General features: G+C 35.4%; 18 protein-coding genes. 7 read left to right on the forward strand and 11 right to left on the reverse strand.

Features of this window, described 5'->3' with window-relative positions:
• Positions 1 to 39 precede the first annotated feature (39 nt).
• The 8 genes from IEW94_RS00450 to kduI all read right to left on the reverse strand — a co-directional run bounded on the left by IEW94_RS00450 (position 40) and on the right by kduI (position 9,448).
• The gene (locus tag IEW94_RS00450; protein WP_188649296.1) at positions 40 to 1,650 is read right to left on the reverse strand and encodes a UxaA family hydrolase; all 1,611 of its coding nucleotides are present in this window, start codon (positions 1,648 to 1,650) and stop codon (positions 40 to 42) included.
• Entirely contained in the window at positions 1,644 to 3,116 is a 1,473-nt protein-coding gene (locus IEW94_RS00455; protein WP_188649297.1) for a tagaturonate reductase, read from the reverse strand. Before IEW94_RS00455 ends, IEW94_RS00450 begins: the two co-directional genes overlap by 7 nt.
• 25 nt (positions 3,117 to 3,141) lie before the next feature.
• Positions 3,142 to 4,440 carry an MFS transporter gene (locus IEW94_RS00460; protein WP_188649298.1) on the reverse strand — a complete coding sequence of 433 codons (1,299 nt, stop codon included), beginning with the start codon at positions 4,438 to 4,440 and terminating at the stop codon, positions 3,142 to 3,144.
• Between the two features lie 64 nt (positions 4,441 to 4,504).
• The gene (locus IEW94_RS00465) at positions 4,505 to 5,176 is read right to left on the reverse strand and encodes a bifunctional 4-hydroxy-2-oxoglutarate aldolase/2-dehydro-3-deoxy-phosphogluconate aldolase (RefSeq protein ID WP_188649299.1); all 672 of its coding nucleotides are present in this window, start codon (positions 5,174 to 5,176) and stop codon (positions 4,505 to 4,507) included.
• Between the two features lie 140 nt (positions 5,177 to 5,316).
• Positions 5,317 to 6,363 (reverse strand): sugar kinase, encoded by a 1,047-nt coding sequence (locus tag IEW94_RS00470; protein WP_188649300.1) that lies wholly within the window; start codon positions 6,361 to 6,363, stop codon positions 5,317 to 5,319.
• A gap of 30 nt (positions 6,364 to 6,393) precedes the next feature.
• Positions 6,394 to 7,794, reverse strand: coding sequence for a glucuronate isomerase (gene uxaC / locus IEW94_RS00475; RefSeq protein ID WP_188649301.1), 1,401 nt, complete (start codon positions 7,792 to 7,794; stop codon positions 6,394 to 6,396).
• A 15-nt stretch (positions 7,795 to 7,809) separates the two neighbouring features.
• Positions 7,810 to 8,601, reverse strand: a complete 792-nt coding sequence (locus IEW94_RS00480; RefSeq protein WP_188649302.1) for a gluconate 5-dehydrogenase — start codon at positions 8,599 to 8,601, stop codon at positions 7,810 to 7,812.
• A gap of 7 nt (positions 8,602 to 8,608) precedes the next feature.
• Positions 8,609 to 9,448 (reverse strand): 5-dehydro-4-deoxy-D-glucuronate isomerase, encoded by an 840-nt coding sequence (gene kduI, locus IEW94_RS00485; RefSeq protein ID WP_188649303.1) that lies wholly within the window; start codon positions 9,446 to 9,448, stop codon positions 8,609 to 8,611.
• 597 nt (positions 9,449 to 10,045) lie between these two features.
• On the opposite strand from kduI, the gene IEW94_RS00490 reads away from it, so the two are divergent.
• The 7 genes from IEW94_RS00490 to IEW94_RS00520 all read left to right on the forward strand — a co-directional run bounded on the left by IEW94_RS00490 (position 10,046) and on the right by IEW94_RS00520 (position 16,991).
• Positions 10,046 to 11,857 carry a tetratricopeptide repeat protein gene (locus IEW94_RS00490; RefSeq protein WP_188649304.1) on the forward strand — a complete coding sequence of 604 codons (1,812 nt, stop codon included), beginning with the start codon at positions 10,046 to 10,048 and terminating at the stop codon, positions 11,855 to 11,857.
• A 167-nt stretch (positions 11,858 to 12,024) separates the two neighbouring features.
• The gene (locus tag IEW94_RS00495) at positions 12,025 to 13,263 is read left to right on the forward strand and encodes a S41 family peptidase (RefSeq protein ID WP_188649305.1); all 1,239 of its coding nucleotides are present in this window, start codon (positions 12,025 to 12,027) and stop codon (positions 13,261 to 13,263) included.
• A gap of 149 nt (positions 13,264 to 13,412) precedes the next feature.
• Entirely contained in the window at positions 13,413 to 14,048 is a 636-nt protein-coding gene (locus IEW94_RS00500; RefSeq protein ID WP_188649306.1) for a DUF3575 domain-containing protein, read from the forward strand.
• A gap of 38 nt (positions 14,049 to 14,086) precedes the next feature.
• Positions 14,087 to 15,511, forward strand: coding sequence for an amidohydrolase family protein (locus IEW94_RS00505; protein WP_188649307.1), 1,425 nt, complete (start codon positions 14,087 to 14,089; stop codon positions 15,509 to 15,511).
• A 19-nt stretch (positions 15,512 to 15,530) separates the two neighbouring features.
• The gene (locus tag IEW94_RS00510; RefSeq protein ID WP_188649308.1) at positions 15,531 to 15,896 is read left to right on the forward strand and encodes a hypothetical protein; all 366 of its coding nucleotides are present in this window, start codon (positions 15,531 to 15,533) and stop codon (positions 15,894 to 15,896) included.
• Between the two features lie 10 nt (positions 15,897 to 15,906).
• Positions 15,907 to 16,356 carry a hypothetical protein gene (locus IEW94_RS00515; RefSeq protein WP_188649309.1) on the forward strand — a complete coding sequence of 150 codons (450 nt, stop codon included), beginning with the start codon at positions 15,907 to 15,909 and terminating at the stop codon, positions 16,354 to 16,356.
• Positions 16,353 to 16,991: a CatB-related O-acetyltransferase gene (locus tag IEW94_RS00520; RefSeq protein WP_229669408.1), complete on the forward strand. Its 639-nt coding sequence runs from the start codon at positions 16,353 to 16,355 to the stop codon at positions 16,989 to 16,991. Before IEW94_RS00515 ends, IEW94_RS00520 begins: the two co-directional genes overlap by 4 nt.
• 380 nt (positions 16,992 to 17,371) lie before the next feature.
• Here IEW94_RS00520 and IEW94_RS00525 read toward each other — a convergent pair whose 3' ends face one another.
• From IEW94_RS00525 to IEW94_RS00535, 3 genes are read right to left on the reverse strand one after another with little or no spacing between them, the layout of a single operon-like run.
• Complete coding sequence (locus tag IEW94_RS00525) at positions 17,372 to 18,574, reverse strand: T9SS type A sorting domain-containing protein (RefSeq protein WP_188649310.1); 1,203 nt, start codon at positions 18,572 to 18,574, stop codon at positions 17,372 to 17,374.
• A gap of 12 nt (positions 18,575 to 18,586) precedes the next feature.
• Positions 18,587 to 20,023 (reverse strand): cellulase family glycosylhydrolase, encoded by a 1,437-nt coding sequence (locus IEW94_RS00530; RefSeq protein WP_188649311.1) that lies wholly within the window; start codon positions 20,021 to 20,023, stop codon positions 18,587 to 18,589.
• An 11-nt stretch (positions 20,024 to 20,034) separates the two neighbouring features.
• Complete coding sequence (locus tag IEW94_RS00535; RefSeq protein WP_188649312.1) at positions 20,035 to 20,415, reverse strand: hypothetical protein; 381 nt, start codon at positions 20,413 to 20,415, stop codon at positions 20,035 to 20,037.
• Between the last annotated feature and the right edge of the window lie 181 nt (positions 20,416 to 20,596).

Here is a 20,596-nt window from a genome sequence, read left to right on the forward strand (position 1 = left end):
ACTTGAACAAAAAAGGCATGTCTAACATGCCTTTTTTATTTATAAAGATACCCCTCTACGCCAAGGGATAAAATCATTTTGATTTAACAATTTGGCCTTAGTTTTTACAGTTCCACTGGCTACTTGAATTATAAACTCAAGCAGTTCTTCAGCCATTTCCTCAATGGTTTTCTCTCCGCGTATCACAGCTCCAGTTTCTACATCAATGATGTCTGGCATCCGTTTTGCAAGTTCAGTATTTGATGACACTTTAATGATTGGTGCAATGGGGTTACCTGTTGGTGTGCCCAATCCGGTTGTAAACAAAACAAGGTTAACACCAGAACCAACCAATGCTGTGGTACTCTCAACATCATTACCGGGCGTGCACAATAAATTAAGACCTGGTTTAGTAATATATTCTCCATAATCCAACACATCTTGTACTGGTGACGTTCCACCCTTTTTGGCTGCTCCTGCCGATTTCATGGCATCTGTAATCAAACCATCTTTAATATTTCCAGGTGATGGGTTCATATCAAATCCTGAGCCCGCATCTACAACAGATTTTTCATAAGCCTTCATTAATTTTAAAAACTTCTCACCTATGGTATCATCTACACATCTGTTGACCAATTCTTGCTCTACACCGCACAACTCTGGGAATTCTGCCAAAACAGCCGTACCATTAAGTGCTGCCAACATATCAGAAACAGCTCCTAATGTGGGATTTGCTGATATTCCAGAAAACCCATCAGAGCCACCACATTCCAAACCAACTTTTAATTTTGATAAAGGTGCTGGTTTGCGTTCAATATTATTGGCTTTTTTTATGGCTTCAAAAGAATCCTTTATAATGGCAGACAGCATCTCATCAACCGTTCCCATTTTTTGCTGTTCATAAATTAAAACAGGCTTATTCAAATTAGGATTAATAGCATTTAAAGCGTCTTTAAAAATGCTTATTTGAAGGTTTTGACAGCCTAAACTCAATACCGTTGCACCAGCAACATTAGGATTGTTTACATATCCTGCCAACAATCTACCTAGACTTTCGGAATCCTGTCTTATACCTCCACAACCACCTGGGTGTGTTATAAACTTGACATCAATATTATTAAATACGTTTGTTGAATTTTCTGCAACAGCGGTATCTTCATGTCCTCCACTAACAAGTGAACGGAGTAACATTTGATGCGGATTTACGTGCTGCTTTAAAAGCTCTTTCTCAAAAATTTCTTTTAACGTTTCTATGTTTCTGTTTTCACAAAATACCAACGGGAAAAACAACCAAACATTTTCTGTGCCCACTTGTCCGTCTTCCCTATGGTATCCCAAAAACGTTCTGTCCTTCCATTTTTCAACATCTGGAGCCGTCCAACTAAAAGTTTGGGTTCTTCCATACACTTTTTCGCTTTGGTGCTTTACATTTTCAGTGGTCAACACATCACCTTTTTCAATAATACCGCTTGCCGTTCCAACTAAAACGCCATACATCGTTATTCTGTCTCCTGCATTTAGTTTATTCAAAGCAATTTTATGTTTGGCCTTTACATCAGACAAAATATGAATGGTATCATTATCAAAATCAATAGTCTCTCCAACCGATATGTTTACCAAAGCTACAGCTACATTATCTGTGGGATGTATTTTTAACAACTTTTTTACCATGCTATGTCTATTGTTTTATTTTTTATGTTATTGCTGAAATTAGCAAAGCCTTTTTCAACTCCATTGGCATCAATTTCCTCTAGCGCAATTGCAATAGCTGTTTTCAGCTTTTTGATTTTAGTTAAATCTTGGTCCCAGAAATCAACATGCTCAAGAACGGCTTTGGATATATCTTCATAGTCCTTAAGCTTCCAAATGTTTTCAAAGGTTTCAACAATTTCTGAACTGTCTTTTACTGGTAATTTAGCTCCTTTCCAAGTGCCTTTATAAAAACGAATCAAGCAGGCAAATGAAAATGTTAAATGTAAAGGAATGCTATTGTTTATTTCAATGTATTCCAATAAACTTGGCAGTACTCTCACCTTAAACTTTGATATGGAGTTTAAAGCAATATCAGATAATTGGTGTTTGATGAATGGGTTTCTAAAACGGTCCAAAACCTCTTCAGCAAAACTGTTTAATTCGTCCCGATCCATTTTAAGGGTTTCTATAATTTCATCAAAAACAGCTTTATTAACAAAGCCTCCCGTGAAATCATTATCAATGGTTTCTTTTACGGTTGTATTTCCATACAAAATAGAAAAAGGAACCATAGCGGTATGCGCGCCGTTTAAAATGCGTACTTTTCTGGTACGATAGGGTTGCATGTCATTAACAATCTTAACATCCAACTTTGTTTTGTTGAATGGTAATTTAGCTTTCAAATCGTCACCACCTTCAATCACCCACAACAAAAATGCTTCAGCAGCTACTATTAAATTATCCTGATAATTCAACTGTGCATTGTAAGATTCAATTTCATCTTTGGGATATCCCGGTACAATTCTATCAACCAAAGTGCTATGGAACGAATTGCTTTCCAACAACCAGGTTTTAAAATCATCACCAAGATTCCAATCGATTACATACTTTAATATAATATCTTTTAAGGTCTCAGAATTATGATTTATCAATTCACAAGGGATAATAGTCAACCCTTTAGTTGCATCTCCATTAAAATGTTTAAATCTTTCATGTAAAAGTAGTGTTAACTTAGCCGGAAACGAGCTTGGAGGCTCCATATCAGGTGTATCAGTTGCAACATAGGCTATACCTGCTTCAGTAGTATTTGAAATAATAAATTCCAAAGATTCTTCTTTTGCTAAATTTAGATAATCATTAAAATTAGCATACGGATCTACCCCTTTAACAATGTTGGAGATTAACTCAATATCTTGAATTTCTTGGCCTTTTTTAACACCTTTCATAAACAAGGTGTACAATCCATCTTGGTCATTTAGCATGTTTACCAAACCTCTATCAATGGGCTGCACTACTGCTATTCCTGCATTAAAGTTGACTGCTTTGTTCAATTCTTGAAACGCATATCCAATAAATGCTCTCAAAAAATTGCCTTCTCCAAATTGTACTATTTTGATTGGAAGTTTGTCCTCTAATCCAACATGTTTTCTATTTAGTTTCTTCATCTTATTGTTGCTCTATTCAGCAATTTTAACTTTTAATTGGTTTTAAGTTTTCATCTAATGGTGTCATTTTAGGCATTAATAAATGAACAATGCCCAAAATTATTAGGTAACAAGATCCTGCAATGAGAAATGCCCAAAAATAACCAGTATTACCAGCTGTATCCAAGACCTCTCCTAATGCTTTGTCACCGACCATACCTGCGACTGCTCCAACCATGCCTCCGATTCCTACTACTGATGCTGTTGCTTTCTTAGGAAACACGTCTGAAGCTAATGTGAAAATATTAGCTGACCACGCTTGATGGCCTGCTGCTGCCAATCCAATTAGAAAAACGGCTATCCATTTGCTTTCGGTTATGGCAACAAAGCTTACCGGCAGTATAATCAAAGCACATATTAGCATTGTTATCTTTCTTGCTTTATTAATACTCCATCCTTTCTTTATAAAAACACCTGAAAGGTATCCTCCTAAAATACTGCCTCCATCAGCCATAATATAAATGACAAAAAATGGAAGAGCAATATTATGGATATCTACACCAAAGGTGTCAGCTAAAAATTTTGCGCCCCAGAAAAGATAAAACCACCAAACGGCATCCGTTATTTTAGCTACAGCAAATGCCCATGTCTGACGTTTATCGAGAACTGCTTTCCATGGTAATTTTTCTTCATTTTCAATATCGGAATCACTATTTATATAGGCTAATTCTTCTTTTGTTACTTTAGGATGTACTTCTGGCTTTTTATACATTTTAAACCATAAAAACACCCAAATAGCACTTAATACACCTGTAATTAAAAAAGGAATTTGCCAATTTTTACCATCTTCATGAACTATCCACCCAACGACAAATGGGGCTGCAATGGCACCAACACTTGTTGCTGCGTTAAAAAGACCTGTTGCAAATGCACGGTCCTTTTTAGGAAACCATTCGGCCGTGGTCTTAATGGCTGCTGGAAAGTTTCCAGATTCTCCAAAACCTAAACCAAACCTTGCGGCGGCAAAACCAATAACACTAAACCCAGGACGTACCAAAGCATGAAGCATTCCAAATATACTCCAAGTACCAATTGATAGGATATACCCTTTCTTAGTTCCTAATCGGTCAATGATTCCTCCCATTGATAGCATCCCAAGGGCATAAGCCACCTTAAATGATATCATAATGTTTGCGTAATCATTATTGCTCCAATGGAACATTTTCTCTAATGTTGGAGCCAATACCCCAATGATACTTCTATCAAAGTAGTTAATAGTTGTGGCAAACATTAAAAGGGCTAAAATCCGGTAACGGTAATTTCCTATCTTCTGAGCTTCATTCATAATATGGTCTATTTAATTTAGTGTTTGTTTTAATTGAATCAGGAATTAAGTATTCCTGTTGAGCTTATGGCTTTCTCACTTTCTTGATGATGGCTAAAGCTTCTTTCACTTTCTGTTCCAGCTTGGCATAGTCCCTGTTGGCGATGATGTCCTTTGAGATCAACTGCGAGCCCATCCCAACACAGGTCACACCCGCATCGAACCAGCCCTTTAGGTTCTCCTCCGTTGGCGACACACCGCCCGTGGGCATCACGCTTGTCCATGGCTGTGGCCCCTTAATACCCTTCACGAACTGGGGCCCATAGATATCGCCCGGGAACAGCTTCACGATCTCGCATCCCAGCTCTTCAGCTTTTGCAATTTCCGTTAAAGTCCCACAACCGGGTGACCACAGTACCTTTCGGCGGTTGCATGCAATGGCAATGTCCTCTCTCAATACCGGTGTCACAACAAAGTTCGCCCCCAGGGCCATATATAAGCTCGCTTGGGCCGCATCGGTCACCGAGCCAACGCCCATGATCATGCCTGGCAGTTCCTTGATGGCGTACTTGGTCAGTTCTCCAAAAACCTCGTGAGCAAAATCACCACGTGCGGTAAATTCCATTAATCTGGCACCACCATCATAACAGGCCTTTAAAATATGCTTGCTCAGCTCAATGTCATTATGGAAGAACAACGGGACCATCCCAGTTTCTTTCATGGCCGTTGCCACTTCTATTCTTGTAAATTGTGCCATATCTTTAATTTTTTGTTTTTATGTTTTTTGTTTGTTTGGCCTTGAAAAGACCAGGACCGAAAATTTCTTGTCGGCCCCGATGATCCTTCAAAACTAACTCAAAAAAAAACTATTAATCAACTTTTTATCTTGCTGTCCGTCTATCTTGCCACTCGCCCCGAGGCATCGCCGCCCATCAGTTTCTCCACCTCCTCAACAGTCACCAGATTGGCATCGCCCTTGATGGTGTGCTTCAGGCAGGAGGCCGCCACGGCAAAGTCCAGTGCATTTTGGTCATCTTCCGGGTAGGTCAACAGCCCGTAGATCAGGCCGCCCATAAAACTGTCTCCACCGCCGACCCTGTCCACGATGTCCGTTATCTGGTATTGGCGTGTCTGGTACATCTTCTTTCCGTCGTACAGAACACCTGCCCAGGTGTTGTGGGATGCCGATATGGACCCTCTTAACGTTGTGATCACTTTCTTTGCCCTTGGAAACTTTTTCATCATCTGTTGGCATACTGATAAAAATGCCTCAGCCTTCACATCGTGCCCCTGTGTCTGTACGGATATGCCTTCTGGCTTTATGCCAAAGTGCATCTCGGCATCTTCCTCGTTCCCCAATATGATGTCACAGTAAGAGGTCAGCTCGGTCATGATCTCCTCTCTTTTTGAGGCATCGCAGTATTTCCACAATTTGGCACGGTAGTTCAGGTCCGTTGAAATGGTGACACCAAGTTTGCTGGCAGCCTTTACGGCCTCCAGACAGACATCAGCTGAACTTTGGGATATCGCCGGTGTGATCCCCGTCCAATGGAACCACTCCACTCCCTTGAATACATCTTCCCAGTCGATCATACCGGACTGGATCGTGGACATGGATGAATATGCCCTATCGTAGACCACCTTGCTGCCCCTGCTCACCGCTCCGGTCTCCAAAAAGTAAATGCCCAGGCGATCGCCGCCCCAAACGATCTTGTCGACGCCAACACCGCGCTTGCGCATCTCCATCATGGCACACTGACCAATATCATTTTTTGGCAGGCGCGTAACGAAATCCACCGTTATGCCGTAATTGGCAAGGGACACGGCCACGTTGGACTCGCCACCACCGTACACCACGTCAAAATTGTCCGCCTGCGAGAACCTTAAAAATCCTTGTGGAGCCAATCTTAACATGATCTCCCCAAATGTCACTACTCTACTCATTGTTCAATCTATTGTTTTTGTTTGTTTTGTTTAAAATTTGAAATATTCCTTTGCGTTGTTGTAACTGATGTCCGAGACCATTTTCCCGATCCATTCCATCTCATTTGGCAATTCACCCCTCTGTATCTCATCTCCCAAAAGGTTACACAGTATACGTCTGAAATACTCATGCCTTGGAAAGGATAGGAAGCTTCTGCTGTCTGTAAGCATCCCCACAAAGCAACTGATCAAGCCCATATTGGACAATGCGTTCAATTGTTTGGTCATGCCGTCCTTTTGGTCCAAAAACCACCAGCCGGAACCAAACTGTACTTTACCTTTCACACTGCCATCATTAAAATTACCGATCATGGTCGCCATCACCTCATTATCTGCTGGGTTAAGGTTATAAATAATGGTTTTTGTGAGTTTATCATTGCTGTCCAGGGCATTTAAAAATGCTGACAGCTTTTGTGCTTGTGGATAATCCCCAATGGAATCCCAACCTGTATCTGGCCCCAAAACACGGTGCATGCGTGCATTGTTGTTTCTTAAGGCTCCAAGGTGAAACTGCTGTACCCAACCAAATTCGTGATAGGTTTCTGACAAGAACACCAAAATGGCTGTCTCGAATTTCAAAATCTCTTCTTCTGAAAGCGCTTTCCCGCTTCTTTTCTTGTTGAAAATGGTCTTTACTTCACTTTCAGTGAACGGCTCAAAGGAAATCTGGTTCAAACCATGGTCACATAACTTGCAACCATTTGCATTAAAAAACGCAATGCGTTTTCTTAGGGCATCGCATAGATCATCAAAGGAATTGATGGGAGTACCTGCTATTTCGCCCAGTGTGTTTATGTAGTCATTATAACCTTCAGCAGCTATCAAAATGGCTTTGTCGGGCCTAAAAGCCGTACTGACCTTAACACTAAAATCACTCTTGGCCAGTTGTTGGTGGTATTCTAAAGTATCTATTGGATCTTCAGTTGTACACACCACTTCTGCATTTACTTTTTTAAGCAACCCTCTGCAACTATACCCATTGGAGTTTAATTTCTCTTGGGTTTCTTCCCAGATTTTTTCGGCGGATTTTTCATCTAATAAATCATAAATATCAAAATATCGGGCAAGTTCAAGATGCGTCCAATGATATAAAGGGTTGCGCATGGTGTAGGGAACTGTCTTGGCCCAATTTAAAAATTTATCCTTATCTGAGGCTTCACCTGTTACAAATTTTTCATTAACACCCAAAGTACGCATGGCACGCCATTTATAATGGTCACCATTGATCCAAACGTTGGTAATGTTTTTAAAGATTTTATCTTCAGCTATTTGTTGTGAGGGCAAGTGATTATGGTAATCTATAATAGGCTGGTTTTTAGAGTAATCATGGTACAGCTCTTCTGCATACTTGTTCTCTAATAAAAAATTGTCGTGTATGAATTTGTTACTCATTTTATTTATAAAATATTAATCTTCGTTTGATGGCTTTCCTATGGTGGCCAAAATACCGCCATCCACATACACCACTTGTCCGTTAACAAAATCACTGGCTTTTGAAGCTAGAAAAACAGCTGTTCCAGCTAAATCCTCTGGATTACCCCAACGAGCTGCCGGTGTTCTACTTATAATAAAATCATTAAACGGATGGCCATCTACCCGTATAGGAGCTGTTTGGCTGGTCGCAAAATAACCCGGACCAATTCCGTTGACTTGAATATTATATTTCGCCCATTCTGTGGCTAGATTTTGAGTAAGCATTTTTAACCCGCCTTTTGCAGCGGCATAGGCAGAAACACTATTCCTACCTAACTCACTCATCATAGAACATATGTTTATGATTTTACCTTCTTTGCGCTCAATCATTTGTTTAGCCACCAATTGTGACATAATAAAAGGACCTACCAAATCCACATCTATCACACGCCTAAAATCTTCAACTGGCATGGTTAATGCAAGTTCCCGTTTTATAATACCCGCATTGTTGACAAGAATATGTATATCGCCTATTTCTTTAGAAATAATCTCTAGATGTTCTTTGGCCTCCTTCTCATTCGTCACATCAAATAAGTAACCACTGGCCACATATCCTTTTGATTTATAATAATCCAAAGCACTTTCCATTTTAGAAGGCGTTGTTCCAGTTATTATAAGTTCTGCTCCAGCCGTAGCCAAACCTTCGGCCATAGCCATTCCTAAACCATGGGTTCCTCCAGTTATAAGTGCCCTTTTACCTTTCAAATCAAATAAGCTTAACGACATATATTGTTTATCTTAATTCATTAATTTTACAAACATCCATATCGCTATAATCAAGATTTTCTCCAGCCATTCCCCATATAAAAGAATAATTTGAGGTACCTGAACCCGCGTGAATAGACCATGGTGGAGAAATTACAGCTTCGTTATTGCCCATCCATATATGGCGCGTTTCATTTGGTTGCCCCATAAAATGGCACACGGCTTGACCTTCAGGAACTTCAAAATAAAAATAGACTTCCATTCTTCTGTCATGTACATGTGCTGGCATGGTATTCCAGCTACTTCCAATTTTTATGGATGTCATCCCCATTTGTAGCTGACAAACATCAACGATACTATTTACAATATACTTTCTCAATGTTCTTGCATTTGCTGTTTCTGGAGATCCTAACCCAATAACCTCAACATCTTCTTTCCCTATTTTTTTATTAGGGAAAGCCTTATGAGCCGGCGTAGAATTTAAATAAAACTGAGCTGGACTTTTTGATGATATACTTTTAAAAGTCACATCTTTATTTCCTTGACCGAGATAAAGCGCTTCTTTATTGTCTAGCTGATAGTCTTTGCCATCAACCTTAACGATACCTGAACCACCAATATTTATAATTCCCAACTCTCTTCTTTCCAAAAAAAAGTTAGACTTCAAAGCGTCTATGGTTTCTAATTTAACAACTTTTTCAATAGGAACAACTCCCGCGACCATAAACCTGTCATAGTGGGTATACACCCAATTCAATTCATCCTTTTTCATCACGTCTTGAATCAGAAATTCATCACGCAAATTCTGTGTATCATATTTCTTAACGGCCTCAGGACTTGAAGCATATACTGTTTTATAATTTTTCATAGTTCTGTTAAATGTAATCGATTACACAAATATAGTACAAAATAATTAAAATCCAATTTATTTACAACCTATTTGAGCAAATCATTGTTTTAAGTAGACTTAAAAAAGCAGGTTTCTATCTCATTAAAATTAACAGTATTATTCATTTTATAAAATATTGATTACCCTTAAATGAATTGAATTATTAAATATATAAATATCAAGCTCTATTTGAAAGAATATTTTTATTTTTTGGTGGAACTACCAGCTATAAAATAAAAACACCAATAAAAAAATGCTAATACTTTTGGATTAATTCTCTATTTTAGTAATGCTTAACTGACCAAATGAAGCTAACCCAAATTATAATTATATTAATAATAATCTCGTTCTCACCGCCCTGTCTTTCTTAAACAATTTTTAATAAAGACTGCTTAACCATTTTAGCAGATTCTTTGCAAGTGGAAGGGTTTTATGATGAATCACTCGCATTAAGAAAAGAAGCATTAAAAACATATTAGTGATTTATATCTTCAATCCTTGAAGTGTAAAACTTAATTATAATTGCCTTTTTAGGTTCTAATGGTTATTTTTGATTTTATCAATCATTAACTTAAATTGAAAAAAAAAGAGCTTTATAATTTCTCTTCAAAATCTATAGCTGTCTTACCTTTTAGTAATTTCAGCAATGATTTGTCCAATGACTATTTTACCGATGGCATTACTGAGGAAATCATAAATGCCTTAACAAGTATAAAAGGTTTAAAAGTTACGGCCAGAACATCATCATTCGCTTTCAAAAACAAACATATAGATGTCAGGGATATTGGTAACCAGTTAGGAGTTGCAACAATTTTGGAAGGCAGTGTCCGGTTTCAAAAAAACAAGGTTAGAATTACAACACAGTTGGTCAGAACCGAAGATGGCTTTTATATTTGGTCCAATAGTTTTAATAGAGATTTGGAAGACATCTTTGATTTACAAAATGAAATAAGCCTGTTGATTGCAGAACAAATTAGAGAACACTTTGGCCATTTTGAGATTGAAGATCATTTATTAACAATTGATACAAAAAGTGTTGAGGCCTATAAATTGTATTTAAAGGGCAGGTACTTACGTCTTAAATGGAACAATGCTAATGTTTCTGACGCAATCACATATTTCAAACAAAGTATCAAAATTGATCCTAATTTTTCTGATGCTTATTTTGAGTTAGGTTGGTGCTTTGGCATGTTGGCCAGTTGGGGATATATTGAAAAGACACAAGGAATAGAAAATGCCAATTATTTTATAAACTTAGGATCAGAATTAAATCCAGAATCTTATTTAGGGTATTACGCAAAAGCTACCGTAAGTTTTTGGGGGCATTGGAATTATAAAGACACCTATTATTTTCTAGAAAAATCCTTAGCCCTAAACCCCAACTTTTCTGAGATTTATAATGCTACAACAGATTTGTATTCAAGCTTAGGACATCTTAATAAAGCATTGAAGGAAAATGAAAAGGCCCTTAAAGTAGATCCCTTATCGGTTAACCATCATTTTACTAAAGGAAATTTATACTATTTCTTAAAAGAATATGACAAAGCTATCAAAGCCTTTGACAAAGCTCTTGAATTAAATCCTTCATTTCCTTTAGGTTTAGAAATGAAAGCCGCTGCCTTGATTTTAAGCAAACAGGAAAAAAAGCTTTCAGAATTCATAAAAGAAACACCTCAGCTTGAAAAACCCCATGTTTATAAAGACTTATACAATCTTATCCATAAAAAAACCGTATTTAAAATTGAACATAGAGAAGTTAATGAAAATACGGCTAACAATGATCCCGCATACATAAGTTTAAGATTGTGGAATTTATATTTACAAATCTATTTGGGAAACCATGAATTGGCCCTTGATATACTATCCGAAAAAATTAAATCCAAATCAGGGCAAATATTCAATTTCAAAAATGATCCATTTTTAAATCCATTAAGAAAATATGAACGGTTTAAGCAGATTGAGAAAAAAGTCTTTTCTAAAGAGCTAGTACCTAAATTAACCAAGGAAATCAATAAGAAAGAAAGTACGAGCCTGTTAGATGACCAACAAATAGAACACTATATTTTAAGTTTAAAGAAAGTATTAGAAGTTGATAAAGTTTTTCTCAATTCCAATCTAAGCTTAAAAACTTTAGCTGAAGCGATTGATTTACACCCCAACAAACTATCATGGTTACTCAATGAGGCTATGGGAAAAAACTTTAATGACTATGTAAATTCTTTTCGCTTGAATTACTTTCAACATATTGCACAATTACCGGAAAATTCAAATATTACCTTACTCGGCCTGGCTTTTGAAAGTGGCTTTAATTCTAAAACCGTTTTTAATACATTCTTTAAAAAAGAAACAGGATTAACTCCCAGAGCCTGGTTAAACACCTACAAATAAACACTATATACTCTCTTAAATCAATTTGTTTTATCAAGTAAAATTATCTGTAGAAAGCTTCAGATTACACTCAAAATAGGTTTCTTATTATAATTCCGAACATTTCCTAAATACAACTAATACACCTTTGCTTCATCAAAAGATGTATTAACTATAAAACCTAAAGTATGTTTAAAACATATACTATCATTACCTTATTGGTGGCATTGATTTCCCATTCCCAAAACACAAGGCAAGCACAGTGGTTAGAAGATCTTAATCATTACAAAACGCAACTTGAAAAAAAGCATATTGATGTTTATAATAAAATACCAAAAGCACAGTTCATAAAAGAATTAGACAAAATTAAGCTTGGGATTTCGTCAAAAACTGATATTGAAATTATCATTGATTTAATGCGGTTGACAAGACGTATTGGAGATGGACACACGGCTGTATCTTTATCCAATATCGACAAAAAAATATTTCCCATTGAAATTAAATGTTTTAATGGCAATTGGCGAGTTGTTAAAGCTTCCAAATTATATGAAAATTTATTAGGCTTAACACTTACTAACATTGATGGCATCCCCATAAAGACCTTAGCCAGCGCCATTTCTGAAATTGCCCCATACGTTGAAAACAAAAATTCTCTTGAAATAAGAACTGGAGAGTACTTAACGGTAAGTGAATTATTGTTTGGTTTGGGATTAACCAAACATAAAAACAATGCTAATTTTACGTTTACAAATGATAAGGGAAACATTAAAAGTTATACTATACATGCTATAGACAGTAAAACATATCAATATGAAACTGTATTTACATCCATCTACAAAGAATCAGAAAAAATTATAAAACCTAAAAATCCAAGACATGATTATTTATGGTTTGGCCCTATACAAAACACAAATGCCGTTTACATAAACTTTAGCGCTTATCCCAGCTATGATGAGATGCAATTATTTGGTCAAGACCTTTTAAATTTCATTAATGCAAACAAGTCTAGACAAGTTGTTATTGATTTAAGAAATAATAGTGGTGGAGATTTTTTTGTTGGTATCCTTCTTGCCTACTATTTAAATTTAGCTGATAGCATTGACTGGAAACATGGTGTTTATATACTAATTGACAAGGCAACATTCTCAGCCGCAACCATTAACGCTACACAATACAAAGAAATCTTAAATGGTACTGTGGTTGGATTACCAACTGGCTCAAACCCCAATGGCTATCAAGATTTAGGTTCATTTAATTTACCAAATTCCAACCTGACAATTACCTATTCTAAACGCTTATTTCGCATTCAAGAAAAAGCCAATCAACCTCTTAGTCCAGATGTTTTAATTGATTACAAATGGGATGATTTTAAAAACGGATTTGACACAATGTTAGAATGGATTATCAACGATATTTTAAAACAATAGGTTTCAAAATATAATTCCGAACATTTAACAGAAGCATTCTTCAAACCTTTGTATCAGCAATTAAAAACAATCGTGAAATAAGCTTATATAAACAAATCTCTGTCAAGATGATTTTTAAAAATTTTATTAACCAATCAAACATTTAAATTATGACAACAAAGCAACACTTAAAAACAGTATTATTTTTAGTAGCTCTGGCATTCGGAATTTCCAATGCAAGTTTAGCACAAGACATGGCGAATTCAAAAAAGGATAAAAATAAATTCAAAAATTCAATAAGTTTTTGTCCAGCAGCTTTAGCCTTTGGTATTTATTCTGTAAACTACGAATATTTGCTAAATAAAAAACACGGACTAGTAGCAAGATTTGATTACGAAGCCATCCCAAAAACCTATACAAATACTAACATAAAGTCAAATGGCAAAGCATTTATTGTAAATTATCGTTATCATTTCAGTGAGCAAATGAAATCTTTTTTTGTTGGCGCTTATGGCCGCTACAGAATTTATAATGGAACCGGTGTTATTGAAGGCAATAATACAACAGAAAATGAAAATTTCAGTTTTGATATGCCTGATTGGACCGCAGGAATAAATGCTGGCAAAAAATGGGTTTGGAATAGTGGATTTAACATCACACTTTCTTTTGGATATGGATTCTCAAATGAATCATGGAATGCAAGCTCTAATATTACTAGCGTAGATAATGCCATCAAAGATTTTAGAAAAGCTTATGATTTTATTGACCCTTTTTATGGTGAGTTCTCAATAGGATATTCATTTTAACAGATGTCCAAAAAAAAGAAAATAATGTATATTGTAGCATGAAAGTTTTAAAAAAAATATTAATCACAATACTTTCCCTGATTATTCTATTGGTTATTTCAGCCTTTATTATTTTAGGTATTGATAATAACAAAACCAATTATTTAAGTATTGAAAAAAACGTGAGTTTTCATAAAACATCGTTTGCTATAACCAATGTCAATGTAATACCTATGTCTAAAGATACCGTTTTAGCAAATCAAACGGTCATCATAAAAAATGGTTTGATTGATAAAATTGGCACTGAAATAAGCGCAAATAATTATGAAATTGTAGATGCCAAAGGCAAGTTCCTTTCACCTGGCTTAATAGATATGCATGTTCATGTTTGGGACAAGTATGAACTTGGTCTTTATTTGGCCAATGGTGTGACTTCAGTTAGAAATATGTGGGGAATACCCTATCATTTAAGACTAAAAGAAGATATCAATAATCAGGATTTTTTAGCGCCTCAATTTATTATAGCAAGTCCAAAACTAACCGGACCCAATGATTCTGGCATTGACAAGTTACAAATTTCAACACCAGAAGAAGGTAGGCAATTGGTCAAAAAATTTAAAGCAGATGGTTACGATTTAATAAAGACCTATGCTGGAATGCCAAAAAACATATTTGATGCCATTATAGAACAAGCCAGAATAGAGAACATGCCCATAGGAGCGCATCCAAGTTATGAAGTTGATTATAGCTATCATTTCAAACCTGAAATTGTAACCATTGAGCATACTGAAGAGATTGTACAAGAAGCTTTGAAGTTTCAGCATGATAGCATAAAAACAAAACACATTATAAATCTTTATGCAAACAATGATGTAGCTCACACACCTACTCTTTCTATTTTTCAAAACATAATTGACATCATTGAGCAAGGCGAAAACATCTTGAATGGTGAAGATGTTAGTTATATGAATCCCATGTTTGTTAAATTAGGCTCTATGGATGACTATAACCGTTGGACAAGTGAACAACAATACAATCCAGAAACCTTAAAGCGTATTAAAGACCAACATTCATGGCATTTAAAATTAGTCAAACAGTTAAGCGATGCTGGTGTAACTTTAGTTTGTGGAAGTGATTCAGGTATTATGTTTGCAAAACCAGGATTTTCAACTCATGAAGAATTATCACTTTACAAGGAAGCAGGTTTAAGTTCTTTTGAAGCGCTTTCAACAGCCACAATAAACCCTAGCAAAGTCTCACAATTTTTCAAAAATGTTGGAAGTGTTGAAGAAGGAAAAACAGCCAACCTTATTTTATCAAATGAAAATCCATTGGAAAACCTCAATACATTAAAAACACCCGAAATGGTTTGGGTAAATGGAAGAATGATTAATAAAAAAAATATTACCGATTTTAAAAACAAAGCTAAAAACAGAACAAACGGTGCTGCAACGCTTATAAGAATTGTTGAAAGCTTACTTTAAAAAACCATTTAAAAAAATAATGAGCAATACTGAGGAATTTAAAAAAAACAAAATAAAAAGCGGCTTTTGGAAATCATCAAGCGACAATTTGTTTTGGATACAAGTACAAAATGAGACGGTTTTTTGGTTAGGCATGAATAAAAAAACGCAACAATATAATGAAGGTTCAAATTGGTGCCACGTCGGCTATGGAACCTTTCAAGACAATACAATTTTACTTAATTGGAGTGATATGCCTATCGGCAATGATTGCCTTTCAGGAAACATCATCATCCAAATAATTAATGATAGCGAAATGAAAGTGATCAAAGATTCAGGAAATTTTGGGCTTTCTCATTGGAAATGGGTTAGCAAAAGAAATCATTTTCTTTTTACATCGTTTTAAAGATAAAGAAATGAAAAAAAAACAAAAATTAATTGGTCTCCTTTTTATAATCATATCCATACTTCTGATCATTGATTTTCATTTAAGCCATAATCTCTTTATTTCAGAGAATTTTCAATCGTTACATCATATTAACGGTGACTTTATAATGAATTTAGTGGCATTATCAATCATTGCATTACTCTTAATTACCAGTATTTCATTACTTTTCAACTATCAAAAAACCAATTTTCTATTGGCTCTTTTTGGTTTTACGGCTTTAGAAGAATTTATTTTTTCTGTTCTAGATTTGAAAATCACTCAATTCACAACTGTTTCAATTGTGATATTAATTATTAGCTCAGTCATGTTCCTGTACGCATCTTTCTTTAATGTTTTCAAATTAAAAAAACTAACTTTCGGAAGAACTATTTCAGAGGCCGTATTTGGAGCATTCATTACATTAATCCCTCTATTATGAATACACATATTTACGGCCCGGATAAAAACACAAAATACCCGCTTGAAAACCACTATAACCTGTGCTTTTTAAAAAACATCATTAAAAATCCTAACATCATTGTTGGTGATTATACCTATTACCATGATTTTGAAGATGTTTACAACTTTGAAAGAAATGTAAAATATCATTTTGACTTTATTGGCGATAAATTAATAATAGGTAAGTTTTGCATGATCGCTTCTGGAGTTAAATTTATTATGAACGGAGGTAATCATTTAACAAAATCTATTTCTACATATCCCTTTGCTATTTTTGGAAATGGCTGGGAAAAAGCTATGGATGGTAAAACATATCCAAGTAAAGGCAACACCACAATAGGCAACGATGTCTGGATTGGTCACAATGTTACCTTCATGCCAGGAGTTACCATTGGCGATGGTGCAATCATAGCAACTAATTCCACTGTCACAAAAGATGTCAACCCTTATTCTATAGTTGCTGGCAATCCAGCTGTGGAAATAAGAAAACGTTTTACAGATAAAACCATTAAAAAACTATTGAAATTAAAATGGTGGGATTGGAACATTGATAAAATAACTGCAAATACCCAAAATTTGACTGATAGTGAAATTGAAAAAATATCCTCAATATAGATTACAAACCAAGTATTGAACAATCAATTAAACTGAATAAAAAAACCTTCAACCAAAAAGGCCGAAGGTCATACTTTGTAACTAAAACCAAACTCAAACTATTGTAATTCAATATATTACATATTATAATCTGTGCTTTTTTTACACATACACCAAACTATCCCGTTGCTATTTATGAAAATCGTGTTCCAAAACAGATTCAGTTTTGTTTGTAATAATCTGTTGGGCTAAAATTAAATTTACAAAAGTAAAACATCATTTTTGGAAAAGTGCTTTTTTATAGGATTCAAAAAAATCGGCTTGTAGATTGTATTGCAACCTATAAAAAATGATGCCTTGTCAAGGCATCATTTTTTTCAAATATATGCAGTGGTTTTGTACTATTTGATAATTAATTTTTGGACCCCTTTGCTTTGGTTAATGTCTTCAATCTTTAATAAGTATAAACCGCTTTTTAAGGCACTTACGTTTATTGCATTATTGGACAACCTAGAAGTAGTTAAAACCAGTTTACCAGAGATATCAAAAATAGTCACTTTGGAGATTTTATTAGCACTATTTAAATAGACCAAACCTTTTGCTGGGTTGGGATACATAGTAAATTCAGCTTTATTAAAGTTCTTTGCATTTAAGGTATTATCAATAATTATTGAATTAAACTCTACTGTTCCAGCATCTTGAGCTTTTCCGTCCAATAGTGAACCAATTCCAACGGTAAACGTTATATTACCCGTCCAATCAGGGTCAACTCCTGCATCAGATAAATCAAAAGTATAAGTATGCTCCATGGCATCCAATGTACTCATTGTTTGTGTTCTGGTTACTTGACCACCCCCAGCAGGATAATAAACAAATCGCAGTTGGTCATTGGCTGCCGAATTATTTTTCAGTGTAATATGAACCTGTTTATGGGCTGTGGCATCAACATGATGAGTAAGTTGATCTAACTTAGCGTATTTAGTCGCAACAGGTGTAAAAGTCAAAATTCCACCTGTTGGCCCTGAAATGCTTGCATTAGTGGTAGTAAAGCCTTCAACATCATTATCAACATCAAAATTGTAAGTTTCTTGCAATGTTGTTGGAATAGAAGTTAACATTTCTACTTTGTCAATTTGAAAAATTTCAGTTCCAGTACCCGTAAAATTTGCATTCCCTATGGCTTTGAATTTTATATTTAATTCATCTACAGTTCCAACCCATTTGTTTCCACTAAAATCAACATAATAAGTTTGCCAATCGCTATCTCCATTAGAAATAGGTACACTAACATATGTATTTCCTGAATTAGCGTCACCACTTGTTACAGATTGAGCTCTAATTTCAAGAGGACCAGTAGCACTTAAGTTTTTCATTGTAATTGCTAGGATAGACACCAAAGCAGGATCAACAGATGGGACAACAGGGTTAATTTTTAAGCCAGGGTTATCAACACCATCTTTACTGGTTAATTCCCAATAAGTTGCTTGTACTGCTTGGGTTGAAGCAAGAGGTGTCCAACCATCATCAGTATTCGTAAAATCCCAGGTTTGAGCAAAGCCAAACACGGGCAAAATTGCTAAAATTAAAAATGTAATTTTTTTCATAGTATTAAAAATTTAGTTAGTAAAAGTATTGTGTATTAATAATTTTTGATTTGTGCTAAACCCATCTTTAAAGACCACTTTTAAAAGATATAAGCCGTCCTTTAAAATAGAGACATCTATAGCATTAAAATTGTCAGTTATGGTATGCTGCTGTCCTAATAAATTAAAAAATTTGATTGACATAATTTCAGCATTCGCTTTGATGTTTACAAACTTGCTAGCAGGGTTTGGGTAAATTTTACAGGTTTGGTTTGCTGTTACTTTTTTTACACCCAGAGTCCCCGCATTGAGCAAGGCATTTTTTACATCCTCAACCCAAGTACGATCGCTTACCTTGTAAACAGTTTTGTTAGATTCATCTCCTGCATCCCAAGCCGTAAAAGCAAAGCCTCTGCTAAGGGCCGCTTCTGCCAAATACCCGTAATAGGCCACCCTTGAAGCAGCATCTGGCCCACCAAAATCACCATAGGTTTGAGTGCTATAATTGAAACCACCCTCATTATCGGCACCAAATTCACCAAGTAATATGGGAATGTTGTTTGTTTGAGACCATGATTGTACAGCATCAAAATTAGTGTCTATTTCAGCAGTATCTGATGAATTTCCCCAATCATAATCATTTTGATTTTGACTTGAAGACGCCGTAAAGGCTCGTGGCCAATAATAATGAAATGTGGCTATTAAATTACTATCACTGGCTATAACTGAATTTCCTATTTGAAGTGGTGCTTCATAAGAGTTTTTGCTTCCTCCGGTTATGACAATATTTCTGGCGGCATTGTTGCTTCCTGAATTTCTTATGATATTAATTATATCAGTGTTTAAAACATCCATCTCAACATCGGTTATGTTAAAAAAGGGCTCATTGATAACTTCAAATAATAAATCGTATGTATAGTCTTTAAATCTATTGGCAATTTGGGACCAAATAGCCCTAAACTTTTCATTATCCGCAGCACGTTTAGCTGATGTTGGATAGGTATACAAATCAGGAGCCTTTGTTTGGTTGAATGTTTCTATAAATTCACTTTTTAATGTGCTTCCATGAAAATCCAGAATAACTACCAAATTTTGGTTTAATCCCCAATTAATAACTTCTTCTACTCGATCTAAATAAGCTGAACTTACCACATAATCATCCGGAGTGCCCGTATATGTGGCGGCAGTACCAGCGTCTTTTGAATAAACAGAAGTATCACCAGACGTTCGAGAACCAAAAAAATCCATTGGTACACGTACCGTTTTAAAACCTGCCACAGCAACGTCTTGAAAATAGCTTTCTGTAAAAGCTGGAGCCCAATTTCCTTCAACTGGAGCACTCATAACATTTCCCATATTTATACCACGTCCCATTTTGTTCACCATTTGTTGTGGTGTGGGTTGGGACATAGCTTGTTGAAAAAACAAGCAAGTGAATATTGTAAATATGAGAAATGCTGAATGCTTCATGTAACGTGCTATTAATCTTTGCCTTTCATTCTTTCTTTTGCTTGTTTAATCGCCTCCTTCTGTTTACTGTTTAAAACCTCTTTATGGATTTTTTGAAAATATTTTTTACTGATTTTCTTAATTTCATTTTTGTCCATACCCTTTCTTTTAGCTTTATCAATTTCTTTCAATCGCTTTTCAAGAATTGACTGGATTTCCTCTTTTTGATCATCTGTTAGTTCTAAAAATTCATTAACTGAAATGATTTGGTCATTTATTTCATTAACTTTTTCTTTGACCTGTTGCTTAATATCTTCAGATTGGGCAAAACCAGTTAATGACATTCCTAGGAAGAAAATACAGACGGTCATTATTTTTTTCATTCTCATTTTTGTAGGTTTTGTGTAATTCATTTTCTGTATTTTTTTTGCAATTAGTTAATTACGTAAATATCCTCTTTTTCCTTTTTATAGAGGTTTGAAAATAGTCAGATAACGTTTGATTATGATGAAAATATAGGCTCCAACAAGCCAAAAAAAAAGATACTGCCAACAAAACACCTATCAAACATTAATTTTAAATTAAAGAAATTAA

This window comes from Yeosuana aromativorans, assembly GCF_014646655.1.
Classification (GTDB): Bacteria; Bacteroidota; Bacteroidia; order Flavobacteriales; family Flavobacteriaceae; genus Yeosuana; species Yeosuana aromativorans.

What these genes read in the sequence shown, in the direction of transcription:
- IEW94_RS00450 (WP_188649296.1), bottom strand. Translation starts at nt 1,650, where the DNA reads ATGGTAAAAAAGTTGTTAAAAATACATCCCACAGATAATGTAGCTGTA.
- IEW94_RS00455 (WP_188649297.1), bottom strand. Translation starts at nt 3,116, where the DNA reads ATGAAGAAACTAAATAGAAAACATGTTGGATTAGAGGACAAACTTCCA.
- IEW94_RS00460 (WP_188649298.1), bottom strand. Translation starts at nt 4,440, where the DNA reads ATGAATGAAGCTCAGAAGATAGGAAATTACCGTTACCGGATTTTAGCC.
- IEW94_RS00465 (WP_188649299.1), bottom strand. Translation starts at nt 5,176, where the DNA reads ATGGCACAATTTACAAGAATAGAAGTGGCAACGGCCATGAAAGAAACT.
- IEW94_RS00470 (WP_188649300.1), bottom strand. Translation starts at nt 6,363, where the DNA reads ATGAGTAGAGTAGTGACATTTGGGGAGATCATGTTAAGATTGGCTCCA.
- uxaC (WP_188649301.1), bottom strand. Translation starts at nt 7,794, where the DNA reads ATGAGTAACAAATTCATACACGACAATTTTTTATTAGAGAACAAGTAT.
- IEW94_RS00480 (WP_188649302.1), bottom strand. Translation starts at nt 8,601, where the DNA reads ATGTCGTTAAGCTTATTTGATTTGAAAGGTAAAAGGGCACTTATAACT.
- kduI (WP_188649303.1), bottom strand. Translation starts at nt 9,448, where the DNA reads ATGAAAAATTATAAAACAGTATATGCTTCAAGTCCTGAGGCCGTTAAG.
- IEW94_RS00495 (WP_188649305.1), top strand. Translation starts at nt 12,025, where the DNA reads ATGTTTAAAACATATACTATCATTACCTTATTGGTGGCATTGATTTCC.
- IEW94_RS00500 (WP_188649306.1), top strand. Translation starts at nt 13,413, where the DNA reads ATGACAACAAAGCAACACTTAAAAACAGTATTATTTTTAGTAGCTCTG.
- IEW94_RS00505 (WP_188649307.1), top strand. Translation starts at nt 14,087, where the DNA reads ATGAAAGTTTTAAAAAAAATATTAATCACAATACTTTCCCTGATTATT.
- IEW94_RS00510 (WP_188649308.1), top strand. Translation starts at nt 15,531, where the DNA reads ATGAGCAATACTGAGGAATTTAAAAAAAACAAAATAAAAAGCGGCTTT.
- IEW94_RS00515 (WP_188649309.1), top strand. Translation starts at nt 15,907, where the DNA reads ATGAAAAAAAAACAAAAATTAATTGGTCTCCTTTTTATAATCATATCC.
- IEW94_RS00520 (WP_229669408.1), top strand. Translation starts at nt 16,353, where the DNA reads ATGAATACACATATTTACGGCCCGGATAAAAACACAAAATACCCGCTT.
- IEW94_RS00525 (WP_188649310.1), bottom strand. Translation starts at nt 18,574, where the DNA reads ATGAAAAAAATTACATTTTTAATTTTAGCAATTTTGCCCGTGTTTGGC.
- IEW94_RS00530 (WP_188649311.1), bottom strand. Translation starts at nt 20,023, where the DNA reads ATGAAGCATTCAGCATTTCTCATATTTACAATATTCACTTGCTTGTTT.
- IEW94_RS00535 (WP_188649312.1), bottom strand. Translation starts at nt 20,415, where the DNA reads ATGAATTACACAAAACCTACAAAAATGAGAATGAAAAAAATAATGACC.